The organism is Cytobacillus citreus (assembly GCF_018343665.1).
GTDB lineage: Bacteria > Bacillota > Bacilli > Bacillales > Cytobacillaceae > Cytobacillus > Cytobacillus citreus.
Window position 1 is genome coordinate 475,979 of the sequence record NZ_JAGYPM010000002.1, and the last position, 18,937, is coordinate 494,915.

The 18,937-nt window shown below is 38.3% G+C and carries 13 protein-coding genes; 11 read left to right on the plus strand and 2 right to left on the minus strand.

The window, feature by feature from the left end; translation table 11 throughout:
* Window positions 1-562 precede the first annotated feature (562 nt).
* A complete protein-coding gene (locus KHA94_RS08405) occupies window positions 563-1,423 on the minus strand; it encodes an accessory Sec system S-layer assembly protein (RefSeq protein ID WP_213101688.1) in 861 nt (286 codons plus the stop codon).
* A gap of 344 nt (window positions 1,424-1,767) precedes the next feature.
* Complete coding sequence (gene secA2, locus KHA94_RS08410) at window positions 1,768-4,146, minus strand: accessory Sec system translocase SecA2 (protein WP_213101689.1); 2,379 nt, start codon at window positions 4,144-4,146, stop codon at window positions 1,768-1,770.
* Window positions 4,147-4,476: 330 nt separating this feature from the next.
* Here secA2 and KHA94_RS08415 point away from each other — a divergent pair, with 330 nt between their 5' ends.
* From KHA94_RS08415 to KHA94_RS08465, 11 genes are all read left to right on the plus strand, one after another.
* Complete coding sequence (locus KHA94_RS08415; protein WP_213101690.1) at window positions 4,477-5,535, plus strand: glycosyltransferase family 4 protein; 1,059 nt, start codon at window positions 4,477-4,479, stop codon at window positions 5,533-5,535.
* 152 nt (window positions 5,536-5,687) lie between these two features.
* Window positions 5,688-6,800, plus strand: a complete 1,113-nt coding sequence (locus KHA94_RS08420) for a DegT/DnrJ/EryC1/StrS family aminotransferase (protein ID WP_213101691.1) — start codon at window positions 5,688-5,690, stop codon at window positions 6,798-6,800.
* A 202-nt stretch (window positions 6,801-7,002) separates the two neighbouring features.
* The gene (locus KHA94_RS08425) at window positions 7,003-7,746 is read left to right on the plus strand and encodes a GumC domain-containing protein (protein ID WP_213101692.1); all 744 of its coding nucleotides are present in this window, start codon (window positions 7,003-7,005) and stop codon (window positions 7,744-7,746) included.
* Window positions 7,739-8,752 carry a Gfo/Idh/MocA family protein gene (locus KHA94_RS08430; protein ID WP_213101693.1) on the plus strand — a complete coding sequence of 338 codons (1,014 nt, stop codon included), beginning with the start codon at window positions 7,739-7,741 and terminating at the stop codon, window positions 8,750-8,752. Before KHA94_RS08425 ends, KHA94_RS08430 begins: the two co-directional genes overlap by 8 nt.
* 416 nt (window positions 8,753-9,168) lie before the next feature.
* The gene (locus tag KHA94_RS08435; RefSeq protein WP_213101694.1) at window positions 9,169-10,482 is read left to right on the plus strand and encodes a nucleotide sugar dehydrogenase; all 1,314 of its coding nucleotides are present in this window, start codon (window positions 9,169-9,171) and stop codon (window positions 10,480-10,482) included.
* 314 nt (window positions 10,483-10,796) lie between these two features.
* On the plus strand, window positions 10,797-11,528 hold the full coding sequence (locus KHA94_RS08440; protein ID WP_213101695.1) for an acyltransferase: 732 nt from the start codon (window positions 10,797-10,799) through the stop codon (window positions 11,526-11,528).
* 1 nt (window position 11,529) lies between these two features.
* Complete coding sequence (locus KHA94_RS08445) at window positions 11,530-12,957, plus strand: lipopolysaccharide biosynthesis protein (RefSeq protein ID WP_213101696.1); 1,428 nt, start codon at window positions 11,530-11,532, stop codon at window positions 12,955-12,957.
* 148 nt (window positions 12,958-13,105) lie between these two features.
* A complete protein-coding gene (locus KHA94_RS08450; RefSeq protein ID WP_213101697.1) occupies window positions 13,106-14,704 on the plus strand; it encodes an asparagine synthase-related protein in 1,599 nt (532 codons plus the stop codon).
* On the plus strand, window positions 14,701-15,756 hold the full coding sequence (wecB, locus tag KHA94_RS08455; protein ID WP_213101698.1) for a non-hydrolyzing UDP-N-acetylglucosamine 2-epimerase: 1,056 nt from the start codon (window positions 14,701-14,703) through the stop codon (window positions 15,754-15,756). Before KHA94_RS08450 ends, wecB begins: the two co-directional genes overlap by 4 nt.
* 662 nt (window positions 15,757-16,418) lie before the next feature.
* On the plus strand, window positions 16,419-17,801 hold the full coding sequence (locus KHA94_RS08460) for an O-antigen polymerase (RefSeq protein WP_213101699.1): 1,383 nt from the start codon (window positions 16,419-16,421) through the stop codon (window positions 17,799-17,801).
* A gap of 12 nt (window positions 17,802-17,813) precedes the next feature.
* Window positions 17,814-18,914, plus strand: a complete 1,101-nt coding sequence (locus KHA94_RS08465) for a glycosyltransferase (protein ID WP_213101700.1) — start codon at window positions 17,814-17,816, stop codon at window positions 18,912-18,914.
* The last annotated feature ends 23 nt before the right edge of the window (window positions 18,915-18,937 follow it).

Consider the following 18,937-nt stretch of genomic DNA (forward strand, 5'->3'; position numbering starts at 1 on the left):
ATTGGTGCCGTATTAATGGAGATTGAGGAAGAATGGACCAATAAGAAATCTCCATATCTAAAAAAATAAAGGCGTAATAACTGACCATTTACAGAGTGAAATAGCCTAATTTCGAATTGACATTGAGACTCTGCGGGCATGATATAAAGCCAGGAAGCCAGGCATCTAATATGCCTGGCTTGCCCTTCAGGCTATCATGCCCGCCCCTCAATGTAAATTCGAAATAATTATAGTTCACTTGACTAATACTCTTTTAGTACAGTCGAATCATTGTATACAATTTTTACACACAAATATGGACTTGACTCCAAAGTGAGTGAATGGTGCCAGTCCAGAGGGATTTTTGTTGTAAGCGGTAACCAAAGTGAGTGATTGGTGCCCGTCCAGAGGGATTTTTGTCGTAAGCGGTAACCAAAGTGAGTGAATGGTGCCCGTCCAGAGGGATTTTTGTCGTAAGCGGTAACCAAAGCGCATAATTGATAACCGTCCTAAATTGCAAAAAAAAATCGAGGTATAAAACCATACGATTTTATACCTCGACTTATCTTCATTTCCTAGACTTTTAAGATTGCTTTACATCTACCTTAGCTGACTGCGGTACGTAAGCTCTCCATTTTGATAGGTCCAAATGTTCCTTTGTTACGGATGATTCTGGGAAAACAAAGGTCCATGGCTTGCAAGTTCGGCTCTTCACTTCTAGATTATTAAGTTGGAAGTCTGCTTGTGCTATAACTTCTTGGGATGCATCTTCAAAAACAAGTGGGAGGTTTTCAATAAAGATACTGCGGTTGCTGGCATTGCGAATTAATAGTGTTGCTGCTAAGCCTTTTCCTGAGATAAAATTAGCTTCTAGTCCCATGAAATTGACCTCTCCTTCACGGAGTGGCGGAAGGCTTTTTACAATGTTATCTAGTTTTTCTAGCTGCTCTTCACTAAAAGCTTCTTTCCAGCTGTCCTCTAAATCTAGGGGAAGCGCGTCGTCTGCAGACTTATTCTTTAGCTCGAATACAAGCCTCCAGCCCTTTTTCGGAAGCTCTTCCACTAGTTTGTTGTCATTTTCGAATAGGAATCTCCAAGGTCTGCTTGTGTTTGAAGGAAGCTCACCAAATAGATCCATCTCGAAGCTTTTTCGTGCCAATGGTTCATTGTTTTCGTTAACAAGGACAAGGTCAATCACTTCAAAGGAAATCGCTTGCGGTATTGAACTGCTTAAAAAAGCGGTTACGACAAAACCTTCATCATATTCGTATAAATTAATCAAGCTTACAGATAGCTGATTTGGCTGAAGGAGCGGCAACTTTTGGTGGTTAAATTGAAAAACATACTTTTCTTGGACCGTTAAATCCCAATCTGGATGATAAGAAAGTGTTGTTTTTATTCCTTCTTCTTTAGGAGTGTTGCTATTATTTTCGATTTCGTTCATTTTTTAAAAAGCCACCTTTTTAAAATAAGTATTTTTATAGAAGTAAACCCTTACTGATGTAAGTTTTACTTTATCGCAGATTAACGGGCAGTAAGACCCCCACTACAAGGTTGCGAGAGAACCAAAGAAACCTAAGTGGGGGATCAACTGCCCGTAAAGGCCCATAAAATGAACGCAGACTAAAAGCGCCACATCGTGTGGCAACGTCTGCGTGACCCACTTCCTGTGGGCCGCAACTAACCATCGGTGGTGGATGAAAGAGCCCCCCACCGATGGAAGTTTTACTTTATGATATATCACTTTTAACGGACGACAAGCATGCTGATCGTCCGTTAAATGGTTACTTATTGAACTGTTACTATATCCTCTTGCTCTGCCAAAAAATGCTGAATATACAGTTTTGATTGCCTGCTGATTTGAGCGTCTAATTCTGCTAAGAAGTGAATAAATTCATCATAAGCTTCACCTGCGTATAGACGATAGGGGTCTTCTTGTCCATATCCGCGAATTCCGATATCTTCTCTCATCGCGAACAATAATTCCATATGAACAATCCAAGAATGATCCAATGTTTGTAAATACATATTTTTGATTTGAACTTGGAAATCCTCGTTCGCTTCTAGCTTTTCTAATAAAAGCAATTGGTTATGATAAAGCTCATCTATTTTCTTTTGGATGAATGGCTTCTCAGCACCCCTAATTTCAGAAGCGGGGAATGAAAGGCTGCCAAACACTAAAGTCAATTCTTCATAGAGGCTTTCAGTTAACCAATCTTCCTCTAATTCATTTTCAGGACAATACTTCTCGATAAGCTTTTGTACATGATTGTTTAACGATTCTTTTAATAGTTCATTAAAATTAGAGATTGTTAATAAGTCATTGCGTTTCTTATAGATGATTTTTCTTTGCTGATCAACAACATCATCAAGCTTTAATAGATGGTTTCTTGAAGAGAAGTGGGCGCTTTCTACAGTTTCCTGAACCTTTTTAACGAACTTAATAGGGTTTGGAGATTGAATCAAGCCGTGTTCATCCGTCTTGATTTTTTTCTTCCACTTATCCATTTCCTCTTTATCATAGCTATGGAAGATATCGTCTTCAATGGAAATGATGAATTGCGTTGAGCCTGGATCTCCTTGTCTCCCTGATCGTCCTCTTAATTGCATGTCGATACGAGCACTTTCATGCATTTCTGTTCCGATGATTTGAAGACCGCTAAGCTCTTTCACGCCTTCACCTAGTAGAATGTCGGTACCACGTCCAGCCATATTCGTTGAGAGCATGACTTTATTCTTTTGCCCAGCTTGTGAAATAATGTAGGCCTCGTCTTCTTCTGTTTTTGCATTCAGAATTTGGTGTGAGATGCCAGTCTTCGTTAAATAAGTAGATAATCGTTCAGATTGCTCAATGGATGTCGTTCCGATGAGAACAGGGCGACTCAGTTTATTATGTTTGCTAACTTCCTCAACGATTTTTTTTACTTTTGATTCATAATCTTTATATACTAATGGCTCATCATCCTGGCGAGCATTCGGCTTATTCGTTGGAATAGCAATAACGCCTAAACGATACGTTTCCCAAAACTCCTGTTTTGCCGGAATCGCGCTTCCTGTCATGCCAGAAAGGGTAGCATACATCCTGAAATAGTTTTGTACAGTAATAGATGCTTGTGTTTGATTTTCCTCTTTAATAGTGACGCCTTCTTTTGCTTCGATCGCTTGATGAAGTCCGTCACTGAAGGTGCGTCCTTCCATAATTCTTCCTGTGTACTGATCAACAAGCATAACGACATCTTTTTTTACAATATAGTCAACGTCTTTGCGCATGACGACATGTGCCCTTAATGATTGCATAATATTATGAAGAAGCTCGCGATGCTCAGCATCATAAAGATTTTCAAGCCCGAAAGCTTTCTCAAATACATCTGCCCCATTATCAGCTAAGACAATTTGCTTCGTTTCAGGGAAAAATTCATAATGATTCCCATCTTCAAATTCTCGAACGACTTCAGAAGTAATTTGAAATAGTTCTGTTGCAATATCTGATTTACTAGCAATAATTAATGGAGTTCTTGCTTCGTCTATTAAAATACTATCGATTTCATCGACGATTGCATAATGTAATGGTCTTTGCACTTGGTCTTCAAGGCGGGAGACCATATTATCTCGCAAATAATCAAAGCCAAACTCTGTTCCAGTTCCATATGTAATATCAGCGTTATAGGCTTCTTTTTTCTCAGATTCTGAGATTTGGGATATATTCAAGCCGACACTTAGGCCAAGGAATTCGAAGACTTTTCCCATTTGCTCACGGTCACGCTTAGCTAAATATTCATTTGCTGTGATAACATGTACACCTTTTCCTTCTAGAGCCTTTAAATAGCTTGGCAGAGTAGCTACAAGTGTTTTTCCTTCACCTGTTTGCATTTGAGCAATGCCACCCTCAAGCATGACAAGACCACCAATCAATTGTACGTCATAGTGGCGAAGACCTAGGATACGTTTGGATGCTTCGCGTACAATCGCGAAGGCCTCTTCTTTTAGGTTGAATATCGATACGCCTGATGCAATTTTTTCTTTAAAATATTGAGTTGATTCCTTAAGCTCTTCATCGCTTAATTTAGATACTTTTTCCTCTAATTCATTAATGCTCGCAACATGTTTATATAGACGTTTTAGTTCGGTAGAATCCTCATTAAATATACGCTTCATCAAAGATAGCATCTTGTTCTCTCCTAAAACTTTTTTTCTAGCTAAATTATAACATATAATGTTGTATAATATAATTTATGTATATGACTGCAGTTAATTTCTTACAAATTCTATTATTCTTTATTCTTTGAAACTTTTTTTCGATATTAATCGTCATATTTAGAGGATTATCCCATTTTAGGTCGAAATATGATAAAGACTTTATGGCAAATGAGGTGATACTATTATTAAAATAATTCAATTAATCATTCTGTAATATTTGTAAAAATGAAATTAATTGAATTCTTTTTGATATGTGTTAGGATAAATTTGATTCATAAATACAAACTTAAGGTGATTCCATTGGATATAAAATTTTTAGTTGCCTTTATAGCAGCTTTAGTTACATCCTTACTGATTACGCCGCTTGTTATTAAATTTGCGATTAAAATTGGTGCGGTTGACAAGCCCAACCAAAGAAAAGTACATTCGAAAATTATGCCTAGACTTGGCGGCTTAGCCATTTTTGCTGGTGTTGTAGTCGGCTATTTTGTCGGCGGCCTTTATAATGAGAAAATTACTGGTATTACAGTTGGAGCACTTATCATTGTCCTTACAGGTGTTTTAGATGATAAATATGAGCTGAAAGCAAAATATAAGCTTCTCGGACAACTTCTTGCAGCAGCTGCAGTTGTTGGAAGCGGATTGACAATTGATTATTTGACGATACCGTTTATCGGCACCTTTGATGTTGGTTTTTGGACTTACCCTCTCACCGTCTTTTGGATTGTCGCAATAACGAATGCTATCAACCTAATTGACGGTCTTGACGGGCTTTCCGCTGGGATTTCAGCAATTGTTATTGCAACGATTGCCTTTATGGCAGGGGTAGCAGGTAAGCCGCTTATTCTTATGCTTTCGCTAATTTTATTAGGTAGCACCCTAGGCTTCTTGTTCCATAATTTTCATCCAGCTAAAATTTTCATGGGTGATACGGGTGCGCTGTTTTTAGGCTATTCCATTTCGATTCTTTCTTTACTTGGCCTATATAAAAGTGTGACTTTGTTTAGCTTCATTGTTCCAATCATCATATTAGGTGTTCCAGTTTTTGATACAACTTATGCAATCATTCGAAGGATTGTTAATAAAAAACCGATTTCAGCACCTGATAAATCACATTTACACCACCGCCTGCTTGCACTAGGATTATCCCATCGAAAAACAGTGCTTTGCATATATGGTTTTGGAATTGTTTTCAGCATTAGTGCCATACTATTCTCATCTGCAACATTATGGGTGAGTATCTTCATTATCTTTGGGCTCTTATTAATTCTAGAGCTATTGGCTGAAACCATTGGTCTCGTACACGAAAAGTACAAACCTATGATAAAAATTTATCGTAAGGTAACTGGAAGGCAATAATGATAAAGCTGTTTGTGGACGACTCGCAAACGGCTTTTTTAAAAAAAGATTAAGAAATTTGTCATTTAACGGGAAAGAAAAGTGACAATTAATGACCCATTTTGTGTTAAAATAATCGAGTATTTCATCTATGAAATTTGGAGGAAATTAGTATGAATATTCCAATGTTAGATTTAAGTGAACAATATCAAGCATTAAAAGAAGAAATGCTAGTTGCATTAGATCAAGTAATGAGCTCTTCTCGATTCATTTTAGGTGATAACGTGAAGAAGCTTGAAGCGGATGTTGCTGAGTATAGTCATGTTGCACATGGGATTGGCTGTGGAAATGGAAGTGATGCTATACATATCGCTCTACAAGCTGCAGGTGTAGGATCTGGAGACGAAGTTATTACGACTGCATTCACTTTCTTTGCAACTGGCGGATCTATTGTGAGAGCCGGAGCAACACCAGTTTATGTAGATATTGATCCAGTAACATTTAATATTGATCCTGCTAAGATTGAAGAATCCATTACTGATAAAACGAAAGCGATTATTCCAGTTCATTTATACGGCCAAACAGCTGATATGGAAGAGATTTGTAAAATCGCTGCTAAGCATAATCTAGTTGTTATCGGTGATGCAGCACAAGCAATTGGTGCAAAGCATCATGGAAAAACGGTTGCAGAATATGGAACAGCTGCAACATACAGCTTCTTCCCGACAAAGAATTTGGGTGCGTATGGAGATGCAGGGATGATTGTAACGAACAATGATGAAGTGGCTGAAAATTGCCGTGTCATTCGTGTACATGGAAGCAAGCCGAAATACTATCATCATGTATTAGGTTATAATAGCCGTTTGGACGAGCTTCAAGCTGCAGTTCTCAATGTGAAATTCCCACATTTAAATAAATGGAGCAAGCTTAGAAGAGAAAAAGCAGCTGTTTACACACATCTTCTAAACGAACAATTGGGTGACTTAGTAAAAACACCAGTTGAAAAAGAAGGGAATTACCACGTCTTCCATCAATATACGATTCGTGTAGAAAAACGTGATGAGCTACAAGCCTTCTTAAAGGAGCAAGGAGTGCAAACAATGATTTATTATCCACTTCCGCTTCATATTCAGCCTGTCTTTAAAGATTTAGGCTATAAAGAAGGAGACCTTCCGGAAACTGAAAAGGCAGCTAAAGAAGCTGTGTCACTTCCAATGTTCCCTGAACTGAAACAAGAGCAACAGGAATATATTGTAGCTAAAATTAAAGAGTTCTATAAAAAATAAAAATCATAGTGGAACGTCGCCGAATAGGGGGCGTTCCTTTACTTGCTTTATTTAGCTAATAGGAAAGTTTAAGTTTATAAACATACTAAAGCAAAGTGTGTTTTCAAAACTAAGGCATTCACCAAAAAGGACTTGGTGAACGCCGATTTTTTCTAAAAAATATTATCGTAATAGTCTATTTTAAAAGGATTGGTGAGAGTTGTTGGCTGAACAGAAAAAATTTGTACTTTATGAATATTTGGTTTTCTTTTGGAAAAAGAAGGTTTTCTTTCTAATAATCCCATTACTCTTTACTTTGCTTGGCTTTGGAGCATCGTATGTCATTCCTAATAAAGGGAATTACGTTGGGAGTGCTAAAATTTTTACAGGCGGAGTTAGTTTGAAGGGATTGAAAGATCCTTCATATTTAGTGGATCAATTTGGCGAGGATGTAAACGGTGAACTTGAGGCTTTTGTATCAAGTGATAGCTTCATAAAAATTAAAATTTATAATGACGATAAAGAAGAGCTTGAGAAAGATCTTCATAAAATGACTTCCGCGATTGAAAAGGCCATGCTTGAGAATTATAATCATAGAACTTCAATTACAGAAGGTAATATCAAGAATAATGAGAAAGAATTAGACGAGCTTATTGATGTATTAGAAGTAACAAATGATCAGCTTAAAAATGGACAATTAAACGTTACCGAAGCAAAGAGTGTTGCAAGCGTACTAGAACAGACAGAGGCACGGATTGCTGAAGTTCAAGCGAGAAACCAAAGAATGACAGGGGATATTGATTTATTTGAATCGCCAGGCATTGCTAGTGAGGAAGTAAAGGCTGTTGACAAGAATCAAGTAGAGCTATCTTTAGCAGGATTGGTTCTTGGTATTTTCGCAACTTTCCTTATTCTTATGCTTTGGAAGTATGTAAACGAGGCTAGGAGGTACTACAATCATGATTAATTTTGCCATCGTAGGCATGGGGCATATCGCGAATAAACATATTGAGGCAATCGAAAAGGCTGAAAACGCCAATTTATTTGCAATCTGTGATACAAATTCTGCTCGATTAGAAATCGAAAATCCAAATGTAAAAAAATATACAGACCTACAAAACATGCTTGAAGAAAATCCAGAAATTCATGTTGTGAACATTTGTGTACCATCTGGACTTCATGCTCCTTTAACAAAAATTGTTGCCGAGCAAGGCAGACATATTATTGTTGAAAAGCCAATGTCATTAAAGCTTCATGAAGCGGAAGAAATGATGAAATATGTAAATGAAAATGGTGTGAAGCTTGCAGTCGTCCATCCAAATCGTTTCCGACCAGCAATCCAGAAATTAAAGGAACAAATGGATGCAGGTGCTTTTGGAAAACTCAGTCATGCGAATGCGACAGTGCGCTGGAACCGAAATCAAGCCTATTATGATCAAGCTGCATGGAGAGGAACGAAGGAATTTGATGGCGGCGTTCTTATGAATCAAGCGATCCATGACTTGGATTTGATGCTTTGGTTAATGGGGCCAGTTGAGTCTGTACAAGCTATGGCGGCGACACGTTTGCGAAAAATTGAAACAGAAGATGTTGCAGCTGCGGTTGTCCAATTTAAAAATGGTGCACTAGGCGTAATTGAAGCAGCAACAACGATTTATCCGAAAAATCTTGAAGAGTCCATTGCCATCTTTGGGGAAATAGCCACTGTTAAAATTAGCGGCAGAAATGCTACATTTATTGAGACTTGGGATATTGAAGGGGTAAGCGAAGAGGAAGCGGATAAAATCAAAAATGAAATAAAAGAGGACCCATTCGGCAAACCAGGTCATCAATGCATCATTGAAGATATGGTACTTGCAGTGAAAGAAAATCGTAATCCAATTGTAACTGGTGAAGACGGGATTGCTCCTGTAAAATTAATACTAGCTATTTTAGAGTCTGCTGAAACAGGAAAGAAAGTTATTTTAGCTTAAAAGGTTATTAGTACTAAAGTCGAAGTGAGGTTTCGATATAGTATCTGCTAGTAAAACTAAGGTTTTTGCCGATCGACTTAGCGAACGCCAAGTTTTTCTAAAAAGATAAGAAAGTATAAGTTTTCTCGAATTTGAGAATTGTCTAGCTCCAGCGCCTACCCCCTCGAGGTCATAAGCCAGTCCGCCAAGAAGGTTAAAGAACAACCTTCCTGTCGGCCAGTCTTATGCTTGCCTCAGGGTGAGCACAAAGGAAAGCTTCTACGAATAGGCATCGCCGGAACAATTGCCCTTTGATTGTTCCGAAGGCGCTTGCGCTTTTCTTATCATCATCTAGGAATCTAACATAATTAGGCGGCGAGAGTAGTTGAGAGACTCAAGCTCCGTCCCCTATTCCAACGAAAAGGAGAAAAAAAGAGATGGACGTATATACATCTTTAATTAATAAAATCGAAAATAAAGAAGCTGTTATTGCTGTTGTAGGATTAGGCTATGTAGGTCTTCCGTTAGCAGTTGAAAAAGCAAAAGCAGGATATAAGGTAATCGGATTTGACGTGCAGGCTTCACGTGTAGAGCAAGTAAATATGGGAGTCAACTACATTGGTGACGTTGTCGATCAAGATTTAGCTGACATGATCAAAAGCGGTCAGTTAGTAGCTACAACTGATTATGCGAGAATTGCTGAAGTAGATGCTGTTGCGATTTGTGTGCCAACTCCACTGGATATTTATCAACAGCCTGATACTTCATATGTAGAAAGCTCATCAAAGGAAATTGCTAAATATGCACATGAAGGAATGCTTGTAGTACTAGAATCAACAACATATCCTGGCACAACTGAAGAAATTGTTAAGCCAGCCCTTGAAGAAAAAGGTCTTAAAGTGGGAGAAACTGTATTTATTGCCTACTCTCCAGAACGTGTTGACCCAGGTAATAAGCAATTTAAAACAAAGAATACACCTAAAGTTGTGGGTGGAATTACAGAAAATTGTACAAAAGTGGCAGCTTCTCTTTACCGCAATGTTCTTGAAGGAGATGTTCACGAAGTATCTTCTCCGGCAATAGCTGAAATGGAGAAAATCTTCGAAAATACGTTCCGTCATATTAATATCGCGTTAGCAAATGAAATGGCAATTTTATGCGAAAAAATGGGCATCGATGTGTGGGAAGTAATTGATGCGGCTAAAACAAAGCCATACGGATTCATGGCATTCTATCCAGGTCCAGGACTAGGCGGACATTGTATTCCAATCGATCCTTTCTACTTAACATGGAAGGCTCGTGAATATAACTATCATACAAAATTAATCGAGCTTGCTGGTGAAATCAATAACAGCATGCCTGAATATGTAATTACACGCTCCATGCAAGTTCTAAACGAAGATGGCAAAGCTCTACGCGGTGCAAAAGTTGCTGTTCTTGGCGTAGCTTACAAAAAGGATATTGATGATGTTCGTGAATCTCCAGTTCTTAAGATTGTTGAACTATTAGAGCATCATGGAGCAGATTATAAAGTTGTCGATCCATATGTTGCATCTTTCAAATCTTGCAATCAAAAAATCGAAACAGTTGAAATGACTAAGCAGCTTCTAAATGATGCTGACCTTGTCTTAGTTACTACAGATCATACTGATTTTGATTATGAAGTGATCGCAAAAGAAAGCAAAGTGATTTTCGACACTCGTAATGCAATGAAGGGCATTGAAAAGCCGAATAAATATATTAAACTGTAATGGATTTGCGGTTTAATTAGGATTTTTAAAGTAATTTTCGGGGATATATTGGCTGCTTTTCGCAGATATCGGTCATTTTCGTGGATATATCGGTCACTTTTGTGGAAATATCGGTCACTTTTGTGGAAATATCGGTCAGTTTGCGCGGATATCGGTCACTTTTGTAGAAATATCGGTCACTTTCGCGAATACATTGGTCACTTTGTGCAGATATCCGCCAGATTTTCGATATATCCGCGACATTTATGCAGATATCCGCCAAATTTCCGATATATCCGCCACACTATAATTTTAAGATAAAGGGAGACATTCGAATGAATTTTATAGATCCTTCAGCTCAATTAGACTCATCCGTTCAAGTCGGATATTTTTCCGTTGTAGAAAAGGATGTAAAAATCGGTAAAAATGTAGTGATTGGGAACCGAGTAACCATTCACGAAGGAACTACTATTGGTGATAACACAACAATTGCGGACGGTGCTGTTGTCGGTAAGCCTCCAAAGCCTGCAAAAACAAGTACAGTTAAGCTTGCTGGCGCCATTCCAGCTCTTGAACTCGGCGAAGATGTAACTGTTGGGGCAAACTGTGTGATCTATAGAGGAGCAAAAATTGGCTCCAATACGCTTATTGCTGATCTTGCAAGCGTAAGGGAAAATGTTGAAATCGGTAATTTTGTCATTGTCGGCAGGGGCGTTACCGTTGAAAACTATGTGAAGATTGGGGATCGGACAAAAATCCAATCGAATTCTTACATTACAGCGTATACAACTCTTGAGGATCATGTCTTTATCGCACCTTGTGTGACAACAACGAATGATAACTTTATGGGTAGAACAGAAGAGCGCTTCGATAAGATTAAGGGCGCCCATGTTAAAAGAGGAGCACGTGTTGGCGGTGCATCTATCATTCTTCCAGGGATTACTCTTGAGGAAGAGACCTTTGTTGCTGCTGGTGCATTAGTAACAAAGCATACAGAACCAAAGACCTTAGTTAAAGGGGTTCCTGCTAAATTTGTCAAAATGGTTGACGAGCGGGAGCTGTTATAGGGTGTTTGCCCAAATTAAGCGTTTAGGAGCGGATTCGCTCCTTTACGCATTTATGAACGTTGGAACGAAGCTGATCGCTTTTATCATGCTTCCTATATATACATCCTTTCTACCTGACCCCGCTGAATATGGGGTATTAGATTATTTGGATCGGCTCACATCGATGCTGACCTTCCTCGTCATCTTTGGTACCGATTCTGCTCTTGCTTATTACTACTTTGAATCAGAGGATAAAAAGAAAAGGCTTGAGTATGTCAGGTCCGTCATGACCTTTAGATTGCTGATTGTATTAATTATTGCCATCATTTTTCTTATTGGTGGTCCATGGTTGTCTCAGCTCCTTTTAGAAGATGCAAGCCTATATTATTTATTCAATATTGCCATTGGGGTTCTGGCCTTGGATACTGTCATCGCCTTAATCTTAACGGTTCTTCGTTATGATTTTTTTACAAAAAAAATTGTAACCTTTACGATATTGAAAATGCTCTTGATTGCTGTCCTTTCCTATGGATTTTTAGCCTATGTTACCCCAACGATCGACAGCATTTTATATGGAAGGCTAATAAGTGTGGCCATCGTTGCGCTGCTTTTAATCAAGCCTCTTTTGAAATATATTAAATTTACATTTAATAAAGAGCTATTAAAGGAAATCTTAGTATATGCGACTCCTCTTGTTCCGGCATCACTAGCATTCTGGGTGATTGTCAATGCGAATTCACTTCTATTAGAAAAGTTTACTTCTTTTCACGAGGTGGGCATTTACGGGTCAGCGGTCAAGTTTGCCTCCTTAATTACGCTGCTAACGAGCGGTGTGCAAATGGCTTGGAGACCTTTTTCTATGTCTCTTAAGGATAAAAAGGATAGTCCTGTTTTATTTGCGAAGTTGTATTATGGTATTCTGTTACTAGGGACAATAGGTATTTTGATGGTCGCTACATTAATGCCGTGGATTATTCGCATGTTAAGCGAAAATTATCATGAAGCCTATCAGTATGTAGCTATTTTGTCGGCTGTTACCTTCTTGAATTTTTTCTATATGATTATTTCAGTCGGTATTTTTTTTACGAAGCAAACAAAGATTATTTCGTACGCGTTTGGTATGGCGGCGGTTGTCAATATTATTTTGAACGTACTGTTAATCCCTCCATTTTCTATATGGGGGAGTGTCGCAGCTTATTTGATTTCGTATATCATCGCGATTACTTATATATTCTTTAAAAGCCAAAAGCTCTATCATGTTCCAGTGTCATTTGGCAAAATGACCTTTTTATTCCTATCCTCTCTTTTAGCTGTGATCGCTATCGTCTATATTCAAGAGAGCAGTATCCCTGATATCAATATTATTTTTGCTTGGTTAGGATTTATCGTTGTTATCCTTGTATCAAGACTCGATAAAGATCTATTGAAGAAAAGATCAAGGACCATTTAATTTGATAAAAAGAGTAGGTATGCAATTTAGTGAAATTGAAATCCCGCTGAATATAGTTAAGCCTCCGGTGGATGCCTCAGATTGTTATCGAACAAGCTCCATATAATCTGAGTGCATGGCGAATTTGATTGTAAAATAGGTGATCCGTTTGTTAAATGAAGTAAAGATTACAGACAACAGTCGTATAAAAGAATTCCATTTTCCTTTTGGCCAAATCTATTTTGGCGGTTATGTTATTTACAAAGGGAAATATTATCATATGGATAATATTCAAGAAGTCTTTCAAGAGGAAGGATTTTTTGAAAATCATCTAAATGATTTAATTGGCGAGTTTGTTTTTATTAAAGCTGTCCAAAATGAATTGTTTGCTATTGTCGATCGAAAGAGAAGCATTCCTCTTTTTTACTATAAAGAGGGGTCTCGCTGGATTGTGACAGACAAGATTTCACTCCAGAAGGATAAACCCCTGCATCAAACAGCTGCAAAAGAGTTCCTTATCACAGGCTTTACTGCGAACGAAAAGACGCTTTATGAAGGTGTTTATCAAATTGAAGCGGGCTCTTATATCCGGATTCATGAAGAAGGGAAGGTTGATAAACAAGAATATTATCAATTCTATCACCACCCTGTGAACAAGGATATTGAGGAATTCAGTGAAGAGCTGAAAACGGTTCTGTTAGCAGTGTTTGAAGATTTAATCAAACGATTGATTAATAAGGCGCCTATTTTGCCATTGAGCGGCGGATATGATTCTCGCATTATTGCTTTACTGTTAAAAGAGTATGGAATAGAAGACATTTCTTCTTTTACATATGGTAAAAGGGAGAATAAAGAAGCATTAGTTAGTAAGGATATTGCGAATCGTCTAGGATTAAAATGGGATTTCATTGAGTATAAGAAGGAAGATTGGCATCGCTGGTATCATTCGCAGGAATGGAAGGATTATGTAAACTTTGCGGTGAATGGCTCGTCAATGGCCCATTTACAGGATTGGCCAGCGGTTCGAGAGATTCTTGCAAAGCAGGATAAAGATTATGTGTTTATCCCCGGACATTCAGGTGATTTCGTTGCAGGCAGTCATTTAGCCTATGAAATCACGATGGACCGAGAATTTACGTTGGATGATGTCATTCAGTTTTCCCTTCAAAAGCATCATAAGCTTTGGGAGATGGATAGAGGTATTCACCAATCTGGTGAAGATGTCTTGGCTGAGATTCGGCGCTCATTTGGAGACTTGCCATATGAAACGAATGAACAGGCAAGTGCTCTCTTTGAATATTGGGATTGGCGCGAGAGACAAGCTAAATTCATCATTAATTCCGTGAGAGTGTATGAGTTCTATCAGAAAAGCTGGGAGATTCCATTATGGGATGACCGTTTAATGGAATTCTTCAAGACCGTTCCAGTAGAACTTCGCTTTAAAAAATTTTTATATGATTACACACTTCATCAAATGTATCCAGACTACTTCCCAAAACCGGAAAAGCCAGCAGCTGTGAAGGCTGTTTCATTAAAAGAGAAGTATGGAATATTATATAAGCCTGCGAAAAAGCTTTATAATCAAAAAAAGCTATTTGAAAGATACTATACAGAACCAATGGAATGGTATGGAATTTACAAAAGCTATCCTGATTATTTAAAGGCATTGTCCTTTAAATATGACCGTATTAAATATAAGCAGCCTTATAATATTAATTCATTTTTAGCAAAAGACTATATCCAAAGCTTGGAAGGTGATTCTATATGAAAATATTAACAATCATTGGCGCCAGACCGCAATTTATTAAAGCAGCTCCCGTTTCGAGGGTTTTAAGAAAGCATATGGAAGAGAAAATCATTCATACTGGTCAGCATTATGATGCGAATATGTCTGATATTTTCTTCGAAGAGCTGCATATTCCAAAACCGGATTACCATCTAGGTGTAGGCTCAGGGAATCACGGGAAGCAAACTGGGGAAATGATGGCGAAGATTGAAGACATCGTATTGAGTGAAAAGCCTGATTACTTAATGGTATATGGCGATACAAACTCAACCTTAGCTGGTGCTCTTGTTGCTGCAAAGCTCCATGTTCCAGTTATCCATATTGAAGCGGGATTAAGAAGCTTTAATAAGAAGATGCCTGAAGAGATTAATCGCATCATGACAGATCATGTATCTGAATTTCTATTCTGCCCGACTGATACAGCTGTAACGAACTTAGATAATGAAAATATTACGCACAACGTGTTTAATATTGGTGATGTTATGTATGATGCGGTTTTATATAACCGTGAACTTGCAAATGAAAAATCAACCATCCTAGAGGATGCTGGCTTAACAGCGAAAAAATATCATTTGATTACGATCCACCGAGCAGAAAATACGGATGATATTGAAAAGATGAAAAATATCCTCGATGCCTTCTCAAAAATTGAAGACGTAAAGGTATGGCCAATCCATCCTCGAACGAAGCATAAATTAGCTGACTATGGATTAAACCTAGATGATGTTCCAAATATAAAGGTTATTGATCCTGTCGGTTATCTAGACATGCTGACATTAGAAGCAAATGCGAAGAAGATTGTTACGGATTCTGGCGGTGTTCAGAAGGAAGCCTACTTTATGAAGGTACCTTGTGTAACGATTCGTGAACAAACAGAATGGGTAGAGACGCTTGAAGGTGAAGCGAATATTTTAACAGGAACCGACACGGGGAAAATCCTTGCGGCTGTCCAAAAAGAGGTTAGCCCTCAATATAAAGAAGTATTTGGCGATGGTCAGGCTTCTGAAAAAATTGTTGAGCTAATTAAAAAGTAAATCGATCCTCCTCATTCGTTGAGGAAGTCACGAAGAGGAAGTAATCGTGCCCGAAAAGATGAAAAAAGCATCAAACCGGTCACGAAAAGGAAGTAATCGTGCCCGCAAAGAAGAAAAAAGCATCAAACCGGTCACGAAAAGGAAGTAATCGTGCCCGAAAGGATGAAAAAAGCATCAAACTGGTCACAAAAAGGAGTTAATCGTGCCCGCAAAGATGAAAAAAGCATCGAACCGGTCACGAAAAGGAGTTAATCGTGCCCGCAAAGAAGAAAAAAGCATCAAACCGGTCACGAAAAGGAAGTAATCGTGCCCGCAAAGAAGAAAAAAGCATCAAACCGGTCACGAAAAAGATGTAATCGTGCCCGCAAAGATGAAAAAAGCATCAAACCGGTCACGAAAAGGAAGTAATCGTGCCCGAAAAGAAGAAAAAAGCATCAAACCGGTCACGAAAAGGAGTTAATCGTGCCCGCAAAGAAGAAAAAAGCATCAAACCGGTCACGAAAAGGAGTTAATCGTGCCCGCAAAGATGAAAAAAGCATCGAACTGGTCACGAAAAGGAAGTAATCGTGACCGAAAAGATGAAAATTTGACAGACGGCATCCTTTTACGAAGCTTAATAGGATGCCGCCCAAATATTTACACATAAAAGTAGGTGCTGACGAATGTTGGCTTTATTTGTATGGATCATTGTATCCATCCTATCTATCATGCTCTTTAAAAGAGTGTCAGGAAGTCTTGCTTTAACAAAGCCGAATTTAGTTTCATTAGTTTTTTACTATTCCTTATTCGTATCAAGTTACATCGGAAGCTTGCTTATTGTGTTAGATATTGATCATTACTATATGATTAATAAGCTTGACCATGAAAGCAGCAGGTATATCGGCTTTGCAGCGGTATCATTTGTCATGGTAGTTCTTCCATTAACTATGCTAGGTGTATCTAAGCTTGCTAACTTTAATGCGAAGAGGGAATTTGCTGACTACCTGAAAAAACCAGTTGCCAATACGTTTAATCAAAAAAATGAATTTTATTTGCTTTTTCTAGGTATTTCAATCATAAGCATGTTAGCTGTTGCCTATACGTTATTAAAGACAAACCAAGTCCCGCTTTTTGAATTGTTAAAAGGGAATTTCGATGAGCTTGGTAAGCTGCGGATTGATGCAGCACGTAATTTTAACGGCAATGTCTTAATTAGAAATATTTTTGCGATTGCTCTGACGCCATTACTATCCTTAATAGCGTATGTATATACAGTTAAGACGAAGCAATTAAAATGGTTTTTCTTATTTTTAGCCCTTTTTGGAAGTGCGATTTTGATAAGTATATATGATTTGTCAAAGTCTCCTATTTTCTTCTATATCATTATGTTTATCTTTGTTCGAATTTATATTGGAAAAACGGTGCTCACACGCGGGAAAATTATCGCATTATCCGCTATCGGAGCGGTTGCCATTGTATTCATGTATGTATTCATTCAGGGCGTAAAGGATATTGATGCTTTCCTATCCTATTCATCTGGCCCAATTGGAAGGATCATTCTGGCTCAAATTGCGCCGACATTTTTGCATTTTGATATATTCGGTGACTCTATTCCTTTTTTACATGGCAGCAGTCTTCCATCCATCATAACTGGCTGGTTTGATGTGGAACAAGTCCGTTCTGCAAGGCTTGTCATGGCAAATGTTTTTCCAAATCGGATTGCGGATGGGACAGGCGGGGTATTAAATACTCTGTTTATTGCGGAAGCGTATGCGAACTTTGGTTATTTAGGGGTCATCTTTGGAACGATATATGTAGGGATATTTGTTCAGCTGCTCTATATAATATTTATCAGACTTCCGAAAAACCCAATCTTTTTATGCTTGTTTATTTATTTTTCCATCAATATTCCACGGACATTAGTAGGTGGATTTGCCGATTTTCTATTTAATCCAATATGGTTATTCATCACTTGCTTATTCGCTGGAATGCTATTGTTTATTAGATTTCGTTTAGATTTGTCTGCTTACTTTTCAAAAAGGAAAGCGGCAGGAAACGAAAGATAAGGAGAAAACAGGATGAAATCAGTTTTGCTATATTATCCATTTGAAGTAGCGGAGAATGCCAATAGCGGTTCTAAGCTTCGCCCGAAGGAAATATTAAAAGCCTTCCAGCAATGGGGGGCGAGGGAGAAGGTTGACATTCTGTTGCTGTCCGGAAATTCAACTGCTCGGGATGCCCTCTTTGAAGAATGGCGCGCGGCAGGGAAGCTTGATAATCTTTGGTTTTGCTATATGGAAAATCAGACGATTCCGTTCTGGCTGACAGACAAAGGACATATTCCTAAAAAGCCGTTTGTTGACAAAAAGGTCATGAAATATTTAAAACAGCGTCATGTTCCGATAGGCGTTTTTTACCGTGATGTGTATTGGAAATTTGATGAGCTTTATCCGTTAAAAGGTGTTAAAAAATCAGTCATGAAAGCCATTTATCGGATGGAGGAAAGGTTTTACAACAAATATTGCCGTGTCATTTTCTTGCCGAGCGATGCGATGGGCAAGTATGTCGATATTCAGAAGGAGAAAATCTCACTTCCTCCAGGCGGTAAAGATATGAAGGTTGTGAGAAAAGAGAAAGTCTCGCAAATTTCTCAGGGACTTTATGTGGGCGGCATTAATAATGAGGATTATGGTTTATTCCTTTTGCTTGATGCGTTAGAATTGGCAAATAAGCAGGAGAAAGTTTCCGAATTAACCGTTGTTTGCCGCAAGGATGAATACAAACAATTGCCTGAAGAGAAAAAGGCCAGATTAACTGAGCTAGGTGTAGAAGTAAAGCATGTTAGCGGTGAAGCATTAAATGACTTATACCGTGAAATGGACTTTGCCTATATTCCAAGATTCCGGAGCACCTACAATGATTTTGCTGTTCCTGTTAAACTAGTTGAGTATCTATCAAACGGGCTTCCTGTCGTCGCCACATATTGTCAGGCGCAAAAAGAAATTATAGAAGCAGATGGGTACGGTATTATCTGCGAGGATAAGGCTGAGGATATGGCTAGGGCGATTCAAGAGATGGCGCGGAATGCCGCGAACTACCGAGAAAATATCCAAAATACCTTTGTGCAAAAGCATTCTTGGCTGGCTAGGGTAGAGAAGGTTAAAGAAGCATTAGTTTAGAATATAAAATAGATCTAGTTCCG